17 protein-coding genes and 1 pseudogene are annotated in these 17,298 nt (G+C 61.5%); 15 read left to right on the top strand and 3 right to left on the bottom strand.

Features of this window, described 5'->3' with window-relative positions; genetic code table 11:
* Positions 1–14 precede the first annotated feature (14 nt).
* The 11 genes and pseudogenes from ACT6SE_RS12635 to ACT6SE_RS12585 all read left to right on the top strand — a co-directional run.
* Positions 15–422: a TrbC/VirB2 family protein gene (locus tag ACT6SE_RS12635; RefSeq protein ID WP_046431329.1), complete on the top strand. Its 408-nt coding sequence runs from the start codon at positions 15–17 to the stop codon at positions 420–422.
* Entirely contained in the window at positions 415–723 is a 309-nt protein-coding gene (locus ACT6SE_RS12630) for a type IV secretion system protein VirB3 (protein WP_019660289.1), read from the top strand. Before ACT6SE_RS12635 ends, ACT6SE_RS12630 begins: the two co-directional genes overlap by 8 nt.
* A gap of 81 nt (positions 724–804) precedes the next feature.
* The gene (locus ACT6SE_RS12625) at positions 805–3,252 is read left to right on the top strand and encodes a VirB4 family type IV secretion/conjugal transfer ATPase (protein WP_046431325.1); all 2,448 of its coding nucleotides are present in this window, start codon (positions 805–807) and stop codon (positions 3,250–3,252) included.
* A 52-nt stretch (positions 3,253–3,304) separates the two neighbouring features.
* The gene (locus ACT6SE_RS12620) at positions 3,305–4,120 is read left to right on the top strand and encodes a hypothetical protein (RefSeq protein WP_053091844.1); all 816 of its coding nucleotides are present in this window, start codon (positions 3,305–3,307) and stop codon (positions 4,118–4,120) included.
* 83 nt (positions 4,121–4,203) lie between these two features.
* Positions 4,204–5,355, top strand: a complete 1,152-nt coding sequence (locus ACT6SE_RS12615) for a type IV secretion system protein (protein ID WP_230548534.1) — start codon at positions 4,204–4,206, stop codon at positions 5,353–5,355.
* 39 nt (positions 5,356–5,394) lie between these two features.
* Positions 5,395–5,919, top strand: coding sequence for a DUF4189 domain-containing protein (locus tag ACT6SE_RS12610; RefSeq protein ID WP_080342795.1), 525 nt, complete (start codon positions 5,395–5,397; stop codon positions 5,917–5,919).
* Complete coding sequence (locus tag ACT6SE_RS12605) at positions 5,873–6,406, top strand: hypothetical protein (RefSeq protein WP_230548535.1); 534 nt, start codon at positions 5,873–5,875, stop codon at positions 6,404–6,406. Before ACT6SE_RS12610 ends, ACT6SE_RS12605 begins: the two co-directional genes overlap by 47 nt.
* Positions 6,407–6,451: 45 nt before the next feature.
* Positions 6,452–6,994, top strand: a complete 543-nt coding sequence (locus ACT6SE_RS12600; RefSeq protein WP_308307016.1) for a DUF4189 domain-containing protein — start codon at positions 6,452–6,454, stop codon at positions 6,992–6,994.
* A 111-nt stretch (positions 6,995–7,105) separates the two neighbouring features.
* A complete protein-coding gene (locus ACT6SE_RS12595; protein ID WP_239515090.1) occupies positions 7,106–8,188 on the top strand; it encodes a type IV secretion system protein in 1,083 nt (360 codons plus the stop codon).
* On the top strand, positions 8,133–8,747 hold the full coding sequence (locus ACT6SE_RS12590) for a DUF4189 domain-containing protein (protein ID WP_258014708.1): 615 nt from the start codon (positions 8,133–8,135) through the stop codon (positions 8,745–8,747). Before ACT6SE_RS12595 ends, ACT6SE_RS12590 begins: the two co-directional genes overlap by 56 nt.
* A 179-nt stretch (positions 8,748–8,926) precedes the next feature.
* Positions 8,927–9,106 (top strand): annotated as a pseudogene (locus ACT6SE_RS12585) (type IV secretion system protein); the annotation flags it as partial.
* 28 nt (positions 9,107–9,134) lie between these two features.
* On the opposite strand, the gene ACT6SE_RS12580 reads toward ACT6SE_RS12585, so the two are convergent.
* Positions 9,135–10,294 (bottom strand): IS3 family transposase gene (locus tag ACT6SE_RS12580; RefSeq protein ID WP_444811002.1). Its coding sequence is split into 2 segments (ribosomal slippage): positions 9,135–10,039 and positions 10,039–10,294, totalling 1,161 coding nucleotides; the frame shifts between segments, so codons are not numbered across the junction.
* Between the two features lie 493 nt (positions 10,295–10,787).
* Between ACT6SE_RS12580 and ACT6SE_RS12575 the strand changes: the two genes are divergently transcribed.
* The 4 genes from ACT6SE_RS12575 to ACT6SE_RS12560 all read left to right on the top strand — a co-directional run bounded on the left by ACT6SE_RS12575 (position 10,788) and on the right by ACT6SE_RS12560 (position 15,258).
* A complete protein-coding gene (locus tag ACT6SE_RS12575; protein ID WP_046431309.1) occupies positions 10,788–11,801 on the top strand; it encodes a hypothetical protein in 1,014 nt (337 codons plus the stop codon).
* A 490-nt stretch (positions 11,802–12,291) separates the two neighbouring features.
* Positions 12,292–12,828 carry a hypothetical protein gene (locus tag ACT6SE_RS12570; protein WP_014647568.1) on the top strand — a complete coding sequence of 179 codons (537 nt, stop codon included), beginning with the start codon at positions 12,292–12,294 and terminating at the stop codon, positions 12,826–12,828.
* 57 nt (positions 12,829–12,885) lie between these two features.
* The gene (locus ACT6SE_RS12565) at positions 12,886–13,893 is read left to right on the top strand and encodes an XVIPCD domain-containing protein (RefSeq protein ID WP_046431305.1); all 1,008 of its coding nucleotides are present in this window, start codon (positions 12,886–12,888) and stop codon (positions 13,891–13,893) included.
* 96 nt (positions 13,894–13,989) lie between these two features.
* On the top strand, positions 13,990–15,258 hold the full coding sequence (locus tag ACT6SE_RS12560) for a hypothetical protein (protein ID WP_414616902.1): 1,269 nt from the start codon (positions 13,990–13,992) through the stop codon (positions 15,256–15,258).
* A gap of 52 nt (positions 15,259–15,310) precedes the next feature.
* Here the strand turns inward: ACT6SE_RS12560 and ACT6SE_RS12555 are convergent, their stop codons facing one another.
* Both ACT6SE_RS12555 and ACT6SE_RS12550 read right to left on the bottom strand, forming a co-directional pair.
* The gene (locus ACT6SE_RS12555) at positions 15,311–16,639 is read right to left on the bottom strand and encodes an XVIPCD domain-containing protein (RefSeq protein ID WP_046431302.1); all 1,329 of its coding nucleotides are present in this window, start codon (positions 16,637–16,639) and stop codon (positions 15,311–15,313) included.
* The gene (locus tag ACT6SE_RS12550) at positions 16,636–17,289 is read right to left on the bottom strand and encodes a hypothetical protein (RefSeq protein ID WP_046431299.1); all 654 of its coding nucleotides are present in this window, start codon (positions 17,287–17,289) and stop codon (positions 16,636–16,638) included. Before ACT6SE_RS12550 ends, ACT6SE_RS12555 begins: the two co-directional genes overlap by 4 nt.
* Between the last annotated feature and the right edge of the window lie 9 nt (positions 17,290–17,298).

Genomic DNA, 17,298 nt, shown 5'->3' with positions numbered 1-17,298 from the left:
AAGGAAATCAATCCATGAAGCGATCCAATCTCGACCTCGTCCAGGCCCAGCGCACGCTGAAGACCCTGCTGATGGCCACGATCTTCGTTGGCGCACTGTTCGCCCCGCAGGTGTTCGCAACCGGCACCGACTTCGGCGGCACCGACAAGAAGGTCTGCGGTTTCTTCTCCAACATCAACGGCCTGCTGAACATGGCCTCGATCGCCGTCGTGACCATTGCGGTGATCTTCGCCGGCTACCAGATCGCCTTCGCGCACAAGCGCATCGGTGACGTCGCGCCGATCCTGATCGGTGGCGTGCTGATCGGTGCCGCCGGCCAGATTGCGCGCATGCTGCTGGGCGAGGGTAGCGACGGCAAGTGCGGTGGTGGCACCAGCACCTCCTACCTGATCAACCACGTGATCCAGTACTACAGTGCATAAGAACGTCGTGTTCCGCGGCTGCACGCGCCCAGCGATGTTCCTGGGCGTCCCCTACCTGCCATTTTTCATGGTGGCAGGTGGGTTGCTGCTGCTCAGCATGTACACGAACTTCTGGTTCCTGCTCACCATTCCGGTGGCGGTCTTCATCATGCGGCAGATGGCCAAGCGTGACGAAATGATCTTCCGCCTGTTGGGCCTGCGCCTGATGTTCAAGCTGAAAGTCCGCAACGTGCAGGAACACGATGGCATGTGGGTATTCAACCCCAACCATTACCGCGACAAGCCGGCCCGAATGGATTGAGGTCCGGATCCGGCCTGGCGGGCGTCTGCGCCCGCCGGGTCTTTTGTAACTCCTTGGCACTACCTCTTTGGAAGCAGTCGTATGTTCAGCCCTGACACCTCCATCAGTGAGTTCATTCCGTTGTCGTCGCATGTCGCTCCGAACGTGGTCAAGACCACGGGCGGCGATTACCTGCTGACCTGGCATCTGGAAGGGCTGCCGTTCGTCGGCCGCGAGGAGTGGGAGCTCGAACATCGCCACAACACGTTCAACCGCCTGCTGCAGACGCTGCGCGCGCCGGATTTCGTCAACGTCGCCTTCTGGGTGCACGACATCCGTCGTCGCCGCACCCTGAAGGGCAAGAGCAACTACAAGCAGCGCTTCAACCAGGATGTGTCCGATCAGTACATGGGCATGTTGTCCTCACAGCGCATCATGCAGAACGAGCTGTACCTGACCATGATCTACCGCCCCGTGGTGGCGGGTAAGCGCTTCGTAGAGAAGTCGGCGAACGTGGACAAGCTGCGCGCCGAGCAGGAGCAGGCGGTCGAAAAGCTGATGGAGCTGGCCGGCAACGTCGAGGCCGTCATCCGGGACTATGCGCCATACCGCTTGGGAATGTACGAGGCCAAGAACGGCGTGGTGTTCTCGGAAACGCTGGAGCTGTTCGGTTACCTGATCAATCGCATCGACGAGCCGGTGCCGGTGCTGTCGGCACCGATCAAGGACTACCTGCCTGTCAGCCGCCATATGTTCTCGGCCAAGACCGGCGATTTCGCGATCAATACCCCCAATGGTGCCAACCACTTCGGCGCCATTCTGAACATCAAGGAGTATGCCGAGGGCACTTACCCGGGCATCCTCAACGGCCTGAAGTACCTCGACTACGAGTACGTCATCACCCATTCGTTCAGCCCGATGGGGCGGCAGGACGCGCTGAAGGTGCTCGATCGCACCAAGGGCATGATGATCTCCTCCGGCGACAAGGCGGTCAGCCAGATCGTCGAGCTCGACCAGGCCATGGATCAGCTGTCGTCCGGCAACTTCGTGCTGGGTGAATACCACTTCATCATGGCGGTCTACGGTGACACTCAGGCCAAGCTGTCGCAGAACGTCGCATCGACCCGCGCCGAGCTGTCCAACGCCGGCTTCGTGTCGACCAAGGAAGACCTTGCGGTCACCTCGTCCTTCTATTCGCAGCTGCCGGGCAACTGGCGCTATCGTACCCGCCTGGCCAATGTCAGCTCGCTGAACTTCCTGGGCCTGTCGCCGCTGCACAACTTCGCCACCGGCAAGCAGCACAACAACCCGTGGGGCGACTGCGTCACCACGCTGCAGACCACCAACGGCCAGCCGTACTACTTCAATTTCCACGCGACCCATCCGTCGGAAAACTCGCTGGGCGAGAAGGCGATCGCCAATACCATGGTGATTGGTAAGTCCGGTACCGGTAAGACCGCGCTGATCAACTTCCTGCTCAGCCAGGTTCAGAAGTACGAGCCGTCACCGACCATCTTCTTCTTCGACAAGGATCGTGGTGCGGAGATCTTCGTGCGCGCCTGCGGTGGCAACTATCTGGCCCTGGAGAACGGCGCGCCGACCGGTTTCAACCCGTTCCAGTGCGAGAACAACGAAGCCAACGTGCAGTTCCTGGCCGACCTGATCAAGGTGCTGGCCGGCAAGCGTGAGTACAGTGCGCGCGAGGAAGAGGACATCTACCGCGCAGTGGAAAGCATGCTCGATACGCCGATGCACCTGCGCAGCATGACCAACTTCCAGAAGAGCCTGCCCAACATGGGCGACGATGGGCTCTACGCGCGCATGCGCCGCTGGACCTCGGGCAATTCGCTGGGCTGGGTATTCGACAATCCGGTCGACACCGTTGATCTGAGCAAGGCCAATATCATCGGCTTCGACTACACCGACATCATCGACAATCCCGAAGTGCGCGTGCCGGTCATCAATTACCTGCTGCACCGCCTGGAGTCGCTGATCGATGGTCGTCCGCTGATCTACGTGATGGACGAATTCTGGAAGATCCTGGATGGCGAAGGTGGCCTGAAGGAGTTCGCGAAGAACAAGCAGAAGACCATTCGTAAGCAGAATGGCCTGGGCATCTTCGCGACGCAGAGCCCGGAGGACGCGCTGAAGAGCGACATCTCGGCAGCGCTGATCGAGCAGACTGCCACGTTGATCCTGCTGCCGAACCCGAACGCCAGCAAGAGCGACTACATGGACGGCCTGAAACTGACCGAGGCCGAGTTCAAGGTGGTCACTGCCCTGGACGAGCGCTCGCGCTGCTTCCTGGTCAAGCAGGGTCACGCGTCCAGCGTGTGCCAGCTCAACCTGCGCGGCATGGATGACATTCTGTCGGTGATCTCGGCGTCCACTGACAACATCGACATCATGCATCGGGTATTGCAGACAGCTGCGGTACGCGCACGGGTGACGGTGGATGAGCTGGCGCCGGAACAGTGGCTTGAAGATTTCTACAAGAATCGAAAGGGCTCGGGCAAGGCGGCTGTCGCAGCGCGCGACACTGTTACCTGATCCGCGAGACGGCCTGCCCGAAGACTACGAGTTCCGATCAATGGAGACTGATATGAACAATACCAAGCAAGCTTCCTCGCCCCGCCGCCGCGCGCCCCGTCTTGCAGCGATGACCGTGGCAGCCATGATGGCGCTCGGCACCGGCAATGTCAGCGCCTGGATTCCCGTGCAGGAGACCGGTACCAGCCTCATCCAGCACCTGCTCAATCAGATCAACACCTACAAGACCGAGGCGACCGTCTACGCGGCCAAAGCGCAGGACGCGGCCGAGTACGTCGAGCAGAACACCCGCTGGATCCGCACGCTGGAGCAGTATCGCCAGGCGCTGATCCAGGTGCAGGCGGCGGTGAACAGCTTCGGCATGCCCGACAGCGCGCCGCTGGTGCCGGTGGCACCGAACTATCTGGTTGCCGAAACCTGCGGCAAGGCGCTGGACTTCAGCCTGGAGTCCGCCTTCAAGGTGTTCGTGTTCAATCCGCAGGCGGATGTGAAGGAGCAGCAGATGCAGATCTGCGTCAACATCCGGATGATGCAGAACCGCAAGTACAACGACGCGATCGATTTCCTGACCCAGACCGTTCCGCGCATCAACAACTCCTTGACCCGCATCCTCAAGATCCGCCTGACCAACAACGATCAGGGCACCGTGCAGGGTGCCGACAGCGAATCGCTCCGCACCGCCAATGACATTGCCGCACTTGCCCAGAGCTGGGAAGCACGGATGAAATCCTATGATGCCTATATCGAGGTCATGGAGGCCAACCAGAAGGTGGTGGCGCAGGCCGCATTGAAGGGGGACCCGACCAAGCAGCTGATCAGCGACATGGTCAAGACCACCGCACTGAAGGCCGCGCTCAGCGTCAAGTGATCGCAGGCCGCTAATACGTAGACATGCGCTGCAAAGCAATGCGGCATTTCATGCAGTAACGGAATTACCAAGGGATTGTGGAAATGACGATCAGGTGGCTGGCCAACTTTGATTTCTCAGGCGGATTGCAGGATCTGCTGGGCTACGCTGTGCGTGTCCAGTCGATCGGCGATTTCGTCTTCTTCAAGCTGATCATGGATTACCTGCGCGACAGGATCAGTGACTACGGCATCGACCTGATGGGGCGCATGATGTCCTGGGTCGGTGGCATTGCCCTGGTGCTGATGACGCTGTGGGTACTGATCCAGGGCTTCCGGATCGTCACCGGCCGCAGTCGCGACTCCATGATGGTGCTGGTGACCAATATGGCGCGCGCGGCGTTGATTGTGAGTGTTGCCACCAGCATGGCGATGTTCGGCAGCAACCTGCAGAAATTCCTCAACGAGGACGTCAAAGGCCTGATCACCCACGTGGTGACCGGCAAGGACCAGCAGCCGGAAGACCAGATCGACAAGAGCCTGGCGTGGATGCAGGTGGCGCTGTCGAGCATTGATGGCATCAAGATCCTGAATGATCCAGGGTTGCAGGCGGACAAGACCCGGGCGCTGTGGTTCATCGGCCTGGGCACGGGCGGCCCGGCGGTCACCGCTGGTGCGATGTTGCTGCTCTACGAGGTCGCGCTGGCGCTGTTCATCGGCCTGGGTCCCTTGTTCATTCTGTGTCTGCTGTTCGACCAGACCAAGCAGCTGTTCCAGCGATGGCTGTTCTACGGCATCGGCACGATGTTCTCGATGGCGGTACTGGCAGCGATGGTATCGATCGCGCTGGACATGGTGATCCGTGTCTCGACCGCGTTCTGGTCCACCGCCCTGGTCAACAAGTTCCTACTCGAAGGCGCCTCCAGCGACGGCATGACCAGCCAGGCGATGCAGCAGGGCGGCATGGGATTGATCCTGACGACCTTGATTCTGACTGCGCCCCCAATGGCGGCCATGTTCTTCCAGGGGACATTGGGTGGTTTCGCGCCATACTCCCAGATCGGTGGATCGGCAGCGGGCCAGCCGGGTCCACAGGGCCAGCCGCCGGGTTCGTATACGCCGGCAGCACCTGCCAAGACTGAGGCTCAGAGCAGTACCGTTGAAACGAATCAGATGGTAAGGAGTTCGTCGTCGCAAGGCTCATCTCCTAATCCAGGGCTCGCGCCGGATCACCTTGGTGCGGCGAGGAATAAGTGATTTTTAGTATTAGTTTTAGTCTCAAATTAAGAGGTACTGATGCCTATTTCATACAAAATTTCACTGATGGTGCCTGTCCTGGTCTGTGTAGCCTTTGCACTCTCAGGAGAAGTGAGCGCGGAGGGCAGATGTCCGCCTGGCCAGTATCCAATAGGGGACAGCCGCGCTCCAGGCTGCGCTCCAATCCCTGCTGGTGGCGGCGGAGCTGCGGAAGGGCCGCGTGCCACCGGCCGTTGGATAAAGACATGGGGAGCGATTGCAACTTCTTCTACCGGCGCCTCGGGAACAGTCACTGGTGAGGTTAAGAAATCAGACGCCGCGAAGAATGCAGTTTCTGAATGTGCTAGCTCAGGGGCGCGTGATTGCCGAGTTTCGTTTACCTACAAGAATCAGTGCGCTGCGGCGGCTGTTCCTAGCTCTGGAACCCCTGGGACTAGCTTTGGCAGTGCAGCTACGGAAGAGCTTGCCAAAGGCGTAGCTACTAAATTGTGCGATTCCCGCGGCGGACGTGGCTGTGATGTTGTTTACTCAGCCTGCACAGAGCCAAAATTCGAAGCGTTTTGACGCATCGATAGTTGACATCCCGATGGTGGCGCTGGCTGCAGCGCCCATAATGGCGAACTTCTTCCTGACTGGCAGCGATGATCTCAATCGCGCTGTACATGGCGTCTCGGCAGCGCTCTGGTCGACTGCGTCAGTCAACAAATTCCTGCTCGACGGCGCCTCCAGCGACGGCATGACCAGCCAGGCGATGCAGCAGGGCGGCATGGGATTGATCCTGACGACCTTGATTCTGACTGCGCCCCCCATGGCATCGATGTTCTTCCAGGGCGCGCTGGGTAGCTTCATGGCATATGCGCAGATAGGTGGCAGCCCGGTTGCTGCTGCGCCGGGACCTAATGGACAGCCGCCGGGTAGTTACAAGCCTACTGATCCCACGAGTACCGAGAGGCGCGCAGAGAGCAGTCAGTTGACGATGCCGAAGGTGGCGCCAAGTCATGATGCGCCGAGCCACACTCCCGGAGCGCTTGGAAATGCGCCCACTCGTTGACTGAAAGCGGAAGCGTTTCCGCAGAAATTGGAGAGTCGTCATATCATGCGCATGTATCCGTTCATTTTGTTGGCATCGTTTGGTGTTCTTGGCGCCTTTCTTCCAAATCTTGGTCGTGCAGAGGGCGGAAGTTGCCCTCCGGGCTTCTACCCAATTGGGGGGCAGGGCGCGAGCGGCTGCGCTCCAATTCCTGGCGGCGCTGCTGGATCAGGTGACCAGATACCCTTGCCGCCTCGGCCCACGGGCGAATGGATCAGCACTTGGGGAGCGATAGCGACCTCTCTTGCTACTTCCGAGGTGGGAATGGTCTCAGATATGCGATCTGCAGAGCTTGCTGCTTCTGAAGCCATGCGGCGGTGCGCTGGTGGTGGAGCACGGGATTGCAAGGTTACGGTATCCTACTCAAACCAATGCGTGGCATGGTTAGTTCCATCTGCTGATTTACCTGGAGCCCAATCTGCGGTTGGCCGTGCTCCAAAAAAGAGGATTGCGATTGCAGAAGCGCAGAGAAAGTGCGTGGATCCGAGTGGCAAAAAGTGCACCGTTTTTTACGCTGATTGCTCCGAGCCAGTTTTTCGAAAATTTTGAAAGTTGAGTTGACTCAATTGAAGTCTGTCCAACGGCGCCACGTTCGTGATCAGGCTCAATGCATGTGCGTTGGCTGGATGCTTATCTCAAAACGCCATGTGGGTCTGATCGATCGGGGACTTCGTGTTCTTCCGGTCGATCCTGTCGTATCCGCGCAAGAGGATTGACGAGTTCGGCATCGAATTGCTCGGCAACATGATGGCGTGGGTCGATAGCATCGCCCTGATACTGATGACCCTGTGGGTGCTGATCCAGGGCTTCCGGATCGTCACCGGCCGCAGCCGCGACTCCATGATGGTGCTGGTGACCAACATGGCGCGCGCGGCGTTGATTGTGAGCGTTGCCACCAGCATGGCGATGTTCGGCAGCAACCTGCAGAAATTCCTCAACGAGGACGTCAAAGGCCTGATCACCCACGTGGTGACCGGCAAGGACCAGCAGCCGGAAGACCAGATCGACAAGAGCCTGGCGTGGATGCAGGTGGCGCTGTCGAGCATTGATGGCATCAAGATCCTGAATGATCCGGGGTTGCAGGCGGACAAGACGCGGGCGCTGTGGTTCATCGGCATGGGCACGGGCGGTCCGGCCGTCACCGCTGGTGCGATGTTGCTGCTCTACGAGGTCGCGCTGGCGCTGTTCATCGGCCTGGGTCCCTTGTTCATTCTGTGTCTGCTGTTCGACCAGACCAAGCAGCTGTTCCAGCGATGGCTGTTCTACGGCATCGGCACGATGTTCTCGATGGCGGTACTGGCAGCGATGGTATCGATCGCGCTGGACATGGTGATCCGTGTCTCGACCGCATTCTGGTCCACCGCCCTGGTCAACAAGTTCCTGCTCGAAGGCGCCTCCAGCGACGGCATGACCAGCCAGGCGATGCAGCAGGGCGGCATGGGCCTGATTCTCACGACCCTGATCCTGACCGCTCCCCCAATGGCAGCGATGTTCTTCCAGGGCACGCTGGGTAGCTTCATGGCATATTCGCAGATAGGCGGCAGCCCGGTTGCTGCTGCGCCGGGCCCGAATGGGCAGCCGCCGGGTAGCTACTACACGCCGGCCGCTCCGGAGAAGGGGCGCGCAGGGGCGGACGATGGTGTCCACGATAAGCACTCGGCTGCGCGCATGACTTTGCCACAATCAGATGCAACAAGAGTGGTTGATACCGGCTTGCGAGCGGCTCATCCTGGTAAGCAGTAATTTCCATGTGTATTGGAGTGGTGACGTGAAGAATATCTCGGCCTTCATTATCGCGACTGGGATTTTCCTGATCTTGTTGTTAGCGGGGAACGCCCAAGCAGAAGGCCGCTGCCCGCCTGGGCAGTATCCAGTGGGTGACCAGCAGAAGGGGGTTGGTGGCTGTGCGCCAATACCGGGCTCAGGGGCAGGCGAAGGGCAAAGTGGTCCTGTTGCGACTGGTCGTTGGATCAAAACTTGGGGGGCCATTGCAGACGCTGTGGTAACCGGCGACATGGGAGCTTCAGTGGGAAAGCGATCTAAACGAGAGGCGGAATCTGAGGCCTTGTCGCGTTGCGCGACCCATGGCGCGACTGACTGCAAAGTTAGTACGACCTATAAGAATCAATGCGTTGCGTATGCCAATCCCGAGCCGGGCAGTAAGGGAATAGTTTCAATTTCCGTCGCCGGCTCAAGAGAGGAGGCGACCAGTCGGGTTCTCTCCTACTGCGCGAAGAACGGTGGTGGGCAATGCAAGGTGTTGTACACGGATTGTGCTGAGCCAATATTTGAATCTTTCTAAGCTATGCCAGTCGAATCATGGACGGGATCCTTGAATCGGCCTTTGCATGTTGGGAATGGCCTGCTGAAGAGCAGGCCATCTCATTTGTGGGTGAGCTGGAACGGCCGATCTAGGTGGTAATGTTGAGTGTGTGCCCTTGCCCCTGAATTTCGTATCCCATAGCCGGGACCAGGAAGCGGATGCAGGTGGCGCTGTCGAGCATTGATGGCATCAAGATCCTGAATGATCCAGGGTTGCAGGCGGACAAGACGCGGGCGCTGTGGTTCATCGGCATGGGCACGGGCGGTCCGGCCGTCACCGCTGGTGCGATGTTGCTGCTCTACGAGGTCGCGCTGGCGCTGTTCATCGGCCTGGGTCCCTTTGGACCGGCCAGACTTCCGTAGACATTCATGAGCCGCTTTGCGCGTAGCGCCGTTCAAACTCTACAGGGGCCAGGTCGCCAGCGGAACCATGCCGACGAACTGGGTTGTAGAACATCTCGATGTAATTGAATACGTCAGAGTGCGCTTCGTCCCGGGTCGGGTAGATCCGCCGCTTGATTCGCTCCTTCTTCAGTGCACTGAAGAAGCTCTCAGCCACTGCATTGTCGTGGCAGTTGCCTCGCCGGCTCATGCTCGGAACTATGCCGTGTTGCTTCAGTAGCGATAGCCAGTCGCTACTAGTGAACTGGCTGCCTTGGTCGGAGTGAATGATCAAGCCCGCAGCAGGCTTGCGCTTCCATATCGCTGATACGAGTGCCTGCAACACAAGATCCGTGGTCATCCGGGACTGCGTTGCCCAGCCAACCACCTGCCGTGAATAGAGGTCGACGATCACAGCCAGGAACAGCCAGCCTTCATGCGTGCGGATGTAGGTGATGTCGGTGACCCACACCTTGTTGGGCCCAGAGGGTGAGAAGTCGCGATTGACGACGTTTTCCACAACTCCGGGTGGCCCGCCTCGATGCCGCGGCTTCCTGCCGTAGCCAATCTCCGCTCGTATGCCCTCTGCCCTCATCAGGCGTCGAACGCGGTGGCGGCTGCAGCGCTCGCCACTCTCACGAAGTTCACGCGTGATCTTGCGATAGCCATAGACCGTCCCACTCGCCAGCCAGGCGTGCTTGATCAGACCGCGAAGACGATCATCTTCACGACGACGAGGCCTGTCTGGATTGCCTGCCCATGCGTAGTATCCACTGCGGTTGACCCCAAGGACTCGACACATTGCACTCAGCCTGAATTGCTCCAGATGCTCACGCATGAACGCGTACTTCGCCGTCATCCCTTGGCGAAGTACGCCGCGGCTTTTTTTAGTATGTCGCGCTCCTCGGTCAGGCGTTTGACCTCGGCCTTCAGACGCCGGACCTCGGCTGAATCCTTGGCCGATGGCAACATCGCCCCCTCGGGCGTGCCCGCCAGCGCCTCGCCTTTTGCCTTCCGGAGCCATTGGTACAGGCTATGGGAAGAGACGCCCAGCCGTTTGGCAACCTCCGCAACCGCGAAGCCCCTTTCGGTCACCTGTTTGACCGCCTCGGCCTTGAACTCATCCGTGTACTGCTTGCTCGCCATAGACACCTCTCTCGTTACCATTGATTATGGCTCTGAGTTGTCTACGAAATCCTGGGCGATTCACGGCGGTGGGCAGTGCACGATCAAGTACACCGATTGCAGTGAGCCGATCTTCCAAGAATTCTGATTGCTCGATGGAGCTGCGTTGATACATCCGACGTCCAGCGTCTATCGCATTCTGGCAGATTAGTGGTATCTGTCTCTAGGTGAGACTGCTGCTTGGCGCTTGAGTCACGTAGATAGCCACTCATGGTGATTGCGCTTTTTTTCAATCAAGAGCGCCTCTCAATCCAAGTTCCATTAGGCGAGCAATCCCTCCTCGAAGTAGGGTGCGTTCGCGTCAAAAATGTTGACGCATCAGCCCCTCATTTGCTCTCGCTTGATGCGCAGGCTTTGCGCTTAGGTGGGCGTCCCTCGATGCGACGCGCCAGACCGTGCTATAAGGCCCCATTCGCGATGCAGTAGGTTTTCGCGCCATTCGAAGGAACGAATCATGCCGAATCCCGGCCGTGTTGCCTCGCTGATTGGCGGACTGCTGTTCGCCTCGTCGGCCCATGCCGCTGATAGCTGGGTCATCTTCACCGGTGGCGAAACGCCGAACCGCGAGGCGTGGGTGGTCGATGCACAATCGCTCGCCGACCGCTCGGATCTGGTCGGTTTTCTGCAGCGTGCCACGCCGGCAGAGCAGAACGCGTACCTGAAGCAGTTGCGCCGCAGGGAGCCGGCGAAGCCCGGTGACCCAGTTGCGGGTCCGGAGCCGGTGTACGAAATCCAGGTCAATACCGTCTACGAGAACGCGACCAAACCGAATCGACTGGTCAGAAAGTACTGGGTGAACTGTTCACAGAACAGCGTGGCCATCAGGACGAGCCTGATCCAGTGGCGCGATCGGCCAATGGAGAACGTCCCGCCGGATAAGTTCGAACCGCAGGCCGAGGCGATTGCTCCCTGGCAGGTGCAACTGGTGCGGTTTGCCTGTCTAGTTGGGCCTGATCCCAAGGCCAAGGCGCCAGCGGAAATGATGAAGCGTGGCTTCTTTTCCATCGGTGACGTCGGGCAATCGCCTGTGGATTTCATCTGGGCCAGCCTGTGGAAGGACGGCAAACGTCCAGCATTCACCTATCTGCCGGGCGACGCTGAAATGGATCGTACTGTGCGTAGCCTGGAAGCGACTGTGGCGCGCGGCCAGAGTGAAACCAGCAAAGCTCTGGATGAGTCGCGGCGCGCAGCCAACCGGGTGGGTCGTAACAATCTCATGGACCTGTGGATCGGCAAGACAGAGCAGGAATTCGTGCGGACGTGGGGCCCACCGGATCGTGTGGAGAACGGGGCCGATGGTTCGCGCACGTTGTACCTGCATCGTGGCGAGCGTGTGCAGGGATTGAATGCTTATGGGCATGTCGTCAGTGACGTAAACAATCGATGCGATATCACGGTGCTGACGACGGACGGCTACGTCCGCGACTACGCCACACAGGGGGCCGCATGCGCCCAGCAGTTGCGCTGAGCGCGATTGCTGGCCACGACGCGAGGAAGCATGGCTTGTGCTGGGTCCCGCACCCGTCGACTTAAGCGGCGTAGGCTTTCCGTGCAACATCGCCCCGGCCGGGCCAGACCGTATGTGGGAATGCGAGCCATACCTGCGGTGCCATCCACCGCGTGTCTGATTGTCGGATAAGCCACCATTCACGTTAACCGCGCTGTTTCTGTGATCAAGTGCGCTTTTCATCCCAAGCACCCTTCGACGAGCGCTGCCTCCTCGAAGTAAGCTGCGTGCGCGTCAAAATCCCGACGCGCCGGTGCCATCGAACACAGGAGCTTTTCCGTCCATGAGGACTGTGTCCCCCCGCGGTGCGGGTGACGCTTGCCACCATCGCGGTTGCCGTGGGCTCGGGGCTATCATCCGCCATGGCGGCCGCAGGGCACGTGCGAGGCATCGCCCCGTTTCCGGCCTCCGCTCGGGAACTGGCAAGACGGGATTGAAGGAGTTGCAGGGGATGGAGAAGGGGAGTGGCACGCACATGGACAATGCCCTGGCGTTCGTTCCGTCCGGCGCGAACCTGCTGGAAGCCGTACGCGGCGATCTGACCGGTAATGGTTTCCAGGACCAGCTCCTGGTGATCGACCAACCTCCTCCGGAGGGCTTGCTGCCCGGCGAGCACGGACCGAACCGGGTCCTGTTGTTGCTGCTGGGCGATGCCACGGGCCGCTGGCAGCTGGCGGCACGCAACGACAAGCTGGTGCCGTGCTCAACGCGCGGTGGCATTGCCGGTGATCCCTTCGCCTACGTGACGATTGAAGACGGCGCGTTCAGCGTGATCACCAACGGCGGGAGCCGCGAACGCTGGAGCAGCATCTACACCTTCCGGTATGCACCTGCCGAGCAGGCGTGCTGGGTGCATGGCGTGCAGCGCAAGGTGGTGGACACCGAAACCGAAGCAACCCACACGCGCGATTTCTCCGCGGCCGAGCTTGGCCGGGTGCGGTTCGAGGATTTCGATCCGTCCGTCGTCGCCGACGTCAGCTTGCCTTGAGTGCCATGCCTGTGAGGAGGCGGGAGTATCCAACGATGATCGAGCAGGAGTTTCACCGTGTCGCAGGATAGGGAGTCGTTGCTGTTGCGGCAGGCCACGGAGGCCGGCATGACTTCGTCCCGGGAACTGGCCAACTTCATGGCACAGGCCGGGCATGAATCCCGTGGCTTGAGCCGTCTCAACGAGAGTTTCAACTTCACCCGGGGCATCTCGCAGATCCCGGTGGAAGCAGCGTGGCGCAATGGCAATGGCGCGCTTGAGAGCGCCCGCCAGGAGGCGCTGCGTGGGCGGCCGGAGAACCTGGCCGAACTGATGTATGGCGGGCGCATGGGCAATGACGCGCCCGGTGATTCACTGAAGTATCACGGCCGTGGCTATCTGCCGCTCGTCGGCAAGGAGAATTACGAGCGTGCCGGCAAGGCGCTGGACCTGGACCTGGTGAATCAGCCGGAGCTGGCCGCGCAACCCGAGCACGCAGGCCGTATTGCCGTGTGGCAGTGGCAGACGCGGGTGCCGGAAGCGGCGCGCGAGGACGTGCGCGAAGCGACGCGTGCCCTGAATGGCGCGCTCAACGGCATCGAAGCCCGCCAGCAGCGTTTTGACGTGTGGCAGCAGAAGCTGACCCCCGATGTGATGGCGCGCCTGGAGCGTGGCGAAGTGGGGGCGCCTGCCCAGCCCACAACGGGACGCGACATGTCGCAACCGGGCGAGCCGGGATACACGCTGTTCTCGGGAGCGCGCCAGCACCTGCAGAAGATGGGGCCGCAAAGCGGTCTGCGCAGCGTGCAGGAACTGGACAATGCCGCCGGCGCACTGGCGCTGAGCGCGCAGAAGGCGGGGATGTCGCGCATCGATCATCTCCTGGCGGGTAATGACGGTCGCACGCTGTTTGCTGTACAGGGCGCGCTGGGCGATCCGGCCATGCTGCGCGCATCGGTCGATCGCGAACAGGCGGCGCAGCAGCCGCTGGCGCAGAGCAGCCAGCAATTGGCTGCCAATGTCGCCCAGCAGGACCCGGCGGCCGCGCTCGCCCGCGAGCAGGAGCAGCGTTCTCGATCCCTGTAACACCGATGCCGGCGGGCAGGGTGCCCGCTGGCGCTTTACGTACGACGCGTGGCGCCCTGTGGCGCCGACATGGAAACCCACCCGTAAGGACACCACATGCGAATCGTTCCCCCGAATGCCCGCCACGCCGCTGCCCGCTGCAATGCACCCGTGCGCCGCCTGCCGCCGCTCTGGCTGCTGTCACTTGGACTTGCCGCAGCGTCGGCACAGGCTCAGGAGGCAGCGGGGCCCGTCGTGGAGACGCGCCCCGCTGCCGAGGCTACCGTTGAGGCGCCTGCAGGGGCGGCGCCCGTTGCAGCGCCCGCGGCGGCCGACGCCGTTGTCGCGGCGCCGGCTCCCGAAGTACCGGCTGCCGCGACACCCCCTGCGACACCGGTGGTGGACACGCAGCCGGCGCCGGCTGCGGACCCGGCGCCTGCGCCCGTTCCGCCCGCAGCGGCGGCGCCTGTGGCTGCACCGCCTACAGTCGTCGAGTCAGCGGTCCCGGCGGTAGCGCCGGCACCGCCTGCATTGGCCATCGTGCCGTTGCCGCCCGAGCAGGCGACCGAGCGTGCGCTCGGTGCCCGCTGCCCGGTGGATCTGGCCGGGCGGCTGGCGAGCCAGGGCGACCTGCTGATCGGCGCCTGCCAGGGCACCATGCCGGCGCATCTGGCTGCGATGCTGGTCGCGCTGCCCGAGCAGGACATCCACCTGCCGCGCAGCTGGCGCGAGCGTGAGGTGCGGCAGAAGGCCTGGTTCAAGGCGGTGCCGGGCTACGGCCAGCGCCCGGACTTCATCGTGCGGATGGGCGACATCTGGGTGCGCTCGTTGGAAGGGCGCGACGCCGACAGCACGTTCTACCTGGTGTCGGCGCCGTTCACCTGCAGCGACCAGGTCGCCAACCGTGATGAGTACGGCGCGGAGCCGGTCCGCGTGCCAGCGGGTGATTGCCGCGAGGCCTATGTGGGCCAGCGTGTGTACCAGGTCCGCGGGGACGCGGCGCCGAGGGATGTGACCGCCGATGCCATGCCTGTCATGCCGCAGCAGACGGAAGCGGATCGTGCGCGGCAGCTGTCGCGTGAGGGACGGATCAGCCTGGACCATAGCAAGTTGCAGTACGGCCCGGCCATGCGCTGGTTCGTGCAGTATCCGGAGTCGGCGCAGAAGGGTGGTCCGCGCGTCTACAGTGACTGGAACCGTGAGCACATCGCGTTCGTGGTCTGGACCGGCGATCGCTTCGAGCTGCGCGACAAAGTCGCGCGGGCGCAGTGGCCCTGTGATCCGGTGGCGCCCGGCGATCGCGCCTGCGGTGGATTCCCGGATTCCGGGCCGGATCTGTTCGTGACGGCCGGAGCATCCGTGCCAATGGCAGCGTCCAGCCCCTGAGCCGGAGTTTCGAAGTGATGCGGGAGCCGGGCTGACCGGCTCCCGCGCTGCATCAGGCCTGCAGGCTGCGGGTCTGATTCTGCTGCTGTTCCAGCTGCTGGTCGCGCTCAAGTGCAAGGCGCTGACCTGCGGCCTGCTGGTCGATGCGCTGGCTGCTCTGTTCCAGCGGTGTGTTCATCGCCACCGCCGTATCCACTGACACGCGAAGGTGGGCCGGGTCACCGCCCTGGCCCTGCACGGCGAAGCTGCGCGAGGCATCGGCATTCATGACCACCTCGTCGATGCGCTTGCCGCCCGCCGCATGCATTTCGGCGGCCAGGCTGCCGGCCAGTTGCGTGCTCATTACGTCTGGTACCCGGCCGACGCGGACGTCCTGCGCGTGCACGCCACGGATCGCGTCGTTGAACAGTGGGTTGCCCACATGGTTGGCGTCGTCCATGCGCAGCATGCTGGTGTGATGGCCATTCTTCTCCGCTTCGCGGCGTGCCGGCTCACCGGGCTGCAGCGGGCCGCGGATATGGTCGTACAGATCGACGGCGCCGCCCGGAATGCCGCGCGCCGCGCGGGTGACACCACGGCGCAGTGATTCAACGTCGTCGCGGTACTCCTCGATCATCCTGGCGTTGTCTTTTGCCAGCTTCTGCGTTTCCGGGTGTTTCAGCACCGAGCCGTCGCCGAGGAAGTTGCCCAGCTTGTGCGCGCCGAACGAGCTGCCTGCTGCGACGAGCGGGCTGTCCGGGATAAGGGCGCGCAACGAGTGATTGCTGAAGCCGTTTGCGGCGAGTGTCTTGATCTCATCCGGCTTGGCGTAGATGCGCACTTGGCCGAAGTGCGGCGAGGCAGAGCTGACCGGATCGGAGGCCATGACATGGTTGATCATGGTGTTGCCGCCTTCCGGGATGCGGTAGCTGAGGCTGACCGCGCCATAGGCGTTGAAGGTCTCGCCCTTGACGTTGAAATGGTGCGAGGTGATCTGGGCCAGAGCGCCACCGAGGGAGTGACCGGTGACGGTGACCTGGGGGGCATGTCCGCCATTCAAGCGTCCCTGCAATGCGGCAGTTTCGAGTGTTCGCTGTGTCAACGCGATCGCGTCCGGCGCCTGCACATTGGTGCGCGCAACCACCATGCCGCCATCGGTCAGAATCGCGTCGCGAGCTATCTGCTCGGTGCCACGATGCGCAATGACGATCTCTTTGCTGTCTACGCGCTGATAGACGGTCCCTTGATAGCCGTTGAGACGATTATTGACATGCTCAAGAATCTTGTACTCATGGCCGTTTAAGGTGACTTTCTCTTCTTGGCCGGGTTCACGTCGGCCGACGGCCCGATCCTTGTAGGCGTCATCAGATAACGCAGCGTAATCCTGGGAGGTGATGGTCACGGCGCCACCTCACTTGCGGAGAGGGTGATCGTAAACAGCTTGTCCTGAAGATCAGGGGCGTAATTGCTGCGATCGGGTTCGCCACTGGCGGGGAAATTGGGAACGCGATCTGCCTTCGGATAGACCAGATCCGGATAGTAGAGCGTATGCGCGCCACCTTCGGTCAGTGGCTTGGCGTCAACGAAGGTTAGGAAGCGGGTCTCTTCTTCAGCGCCCGTTGCCTTCAACATCGCCCCAGCGCCAGTGAACTCCCAACGGCACACGCCGCGGCCGTAGTAGTCTTCATCCAGCATGCGATCCACATACAGCGTGCCGCGGTACTCGCCATCAGCGACCTTGCGCAGTTCCACCGGTTCCTGGCTGGTAATCCGTGCAGCCGTGCCGGTGGCCGGCTCGATATAGCCACACTGGTCTTCGTTGGTGACGTCGTACTGCGCGACACCTTCGACCACCGCGAAATCGCCCGGGGCGTCCTTCAGGCGCAGCACCAGTTCATAGGCCTTGCGCGGGCTGGGGTTGAGCTTGGCGAGGCCGCGCCCACCCTGGGCGACATCGGCTTCAGCAGCGGCACGTTCCTGGTTCATGGCGGTCTCCGGATGGCAGGCGGTCAACAGAAGCAGAGCAAGGCACGGAATCATCTTGTGGCGCAATGTCGGCCT

Origin of the sequence: Stenotrophomonas sp. LC732, from assembly GCF_052446685.1 — a bacterium.
GTDB classification, from domain to species: domain Bacteria; phylum Pseudomonadota; class Gammaproteobacteria; order Xanthomonadales; family Xanthomonadaceae; genus Stenotrophomonas; species Stenotrophomonas muris.
The sequence above is the reverse complement of the archived record's forward strand: the minus strand, read 5'-3'. Positions and strand labels throughout refer to the sequence as shown.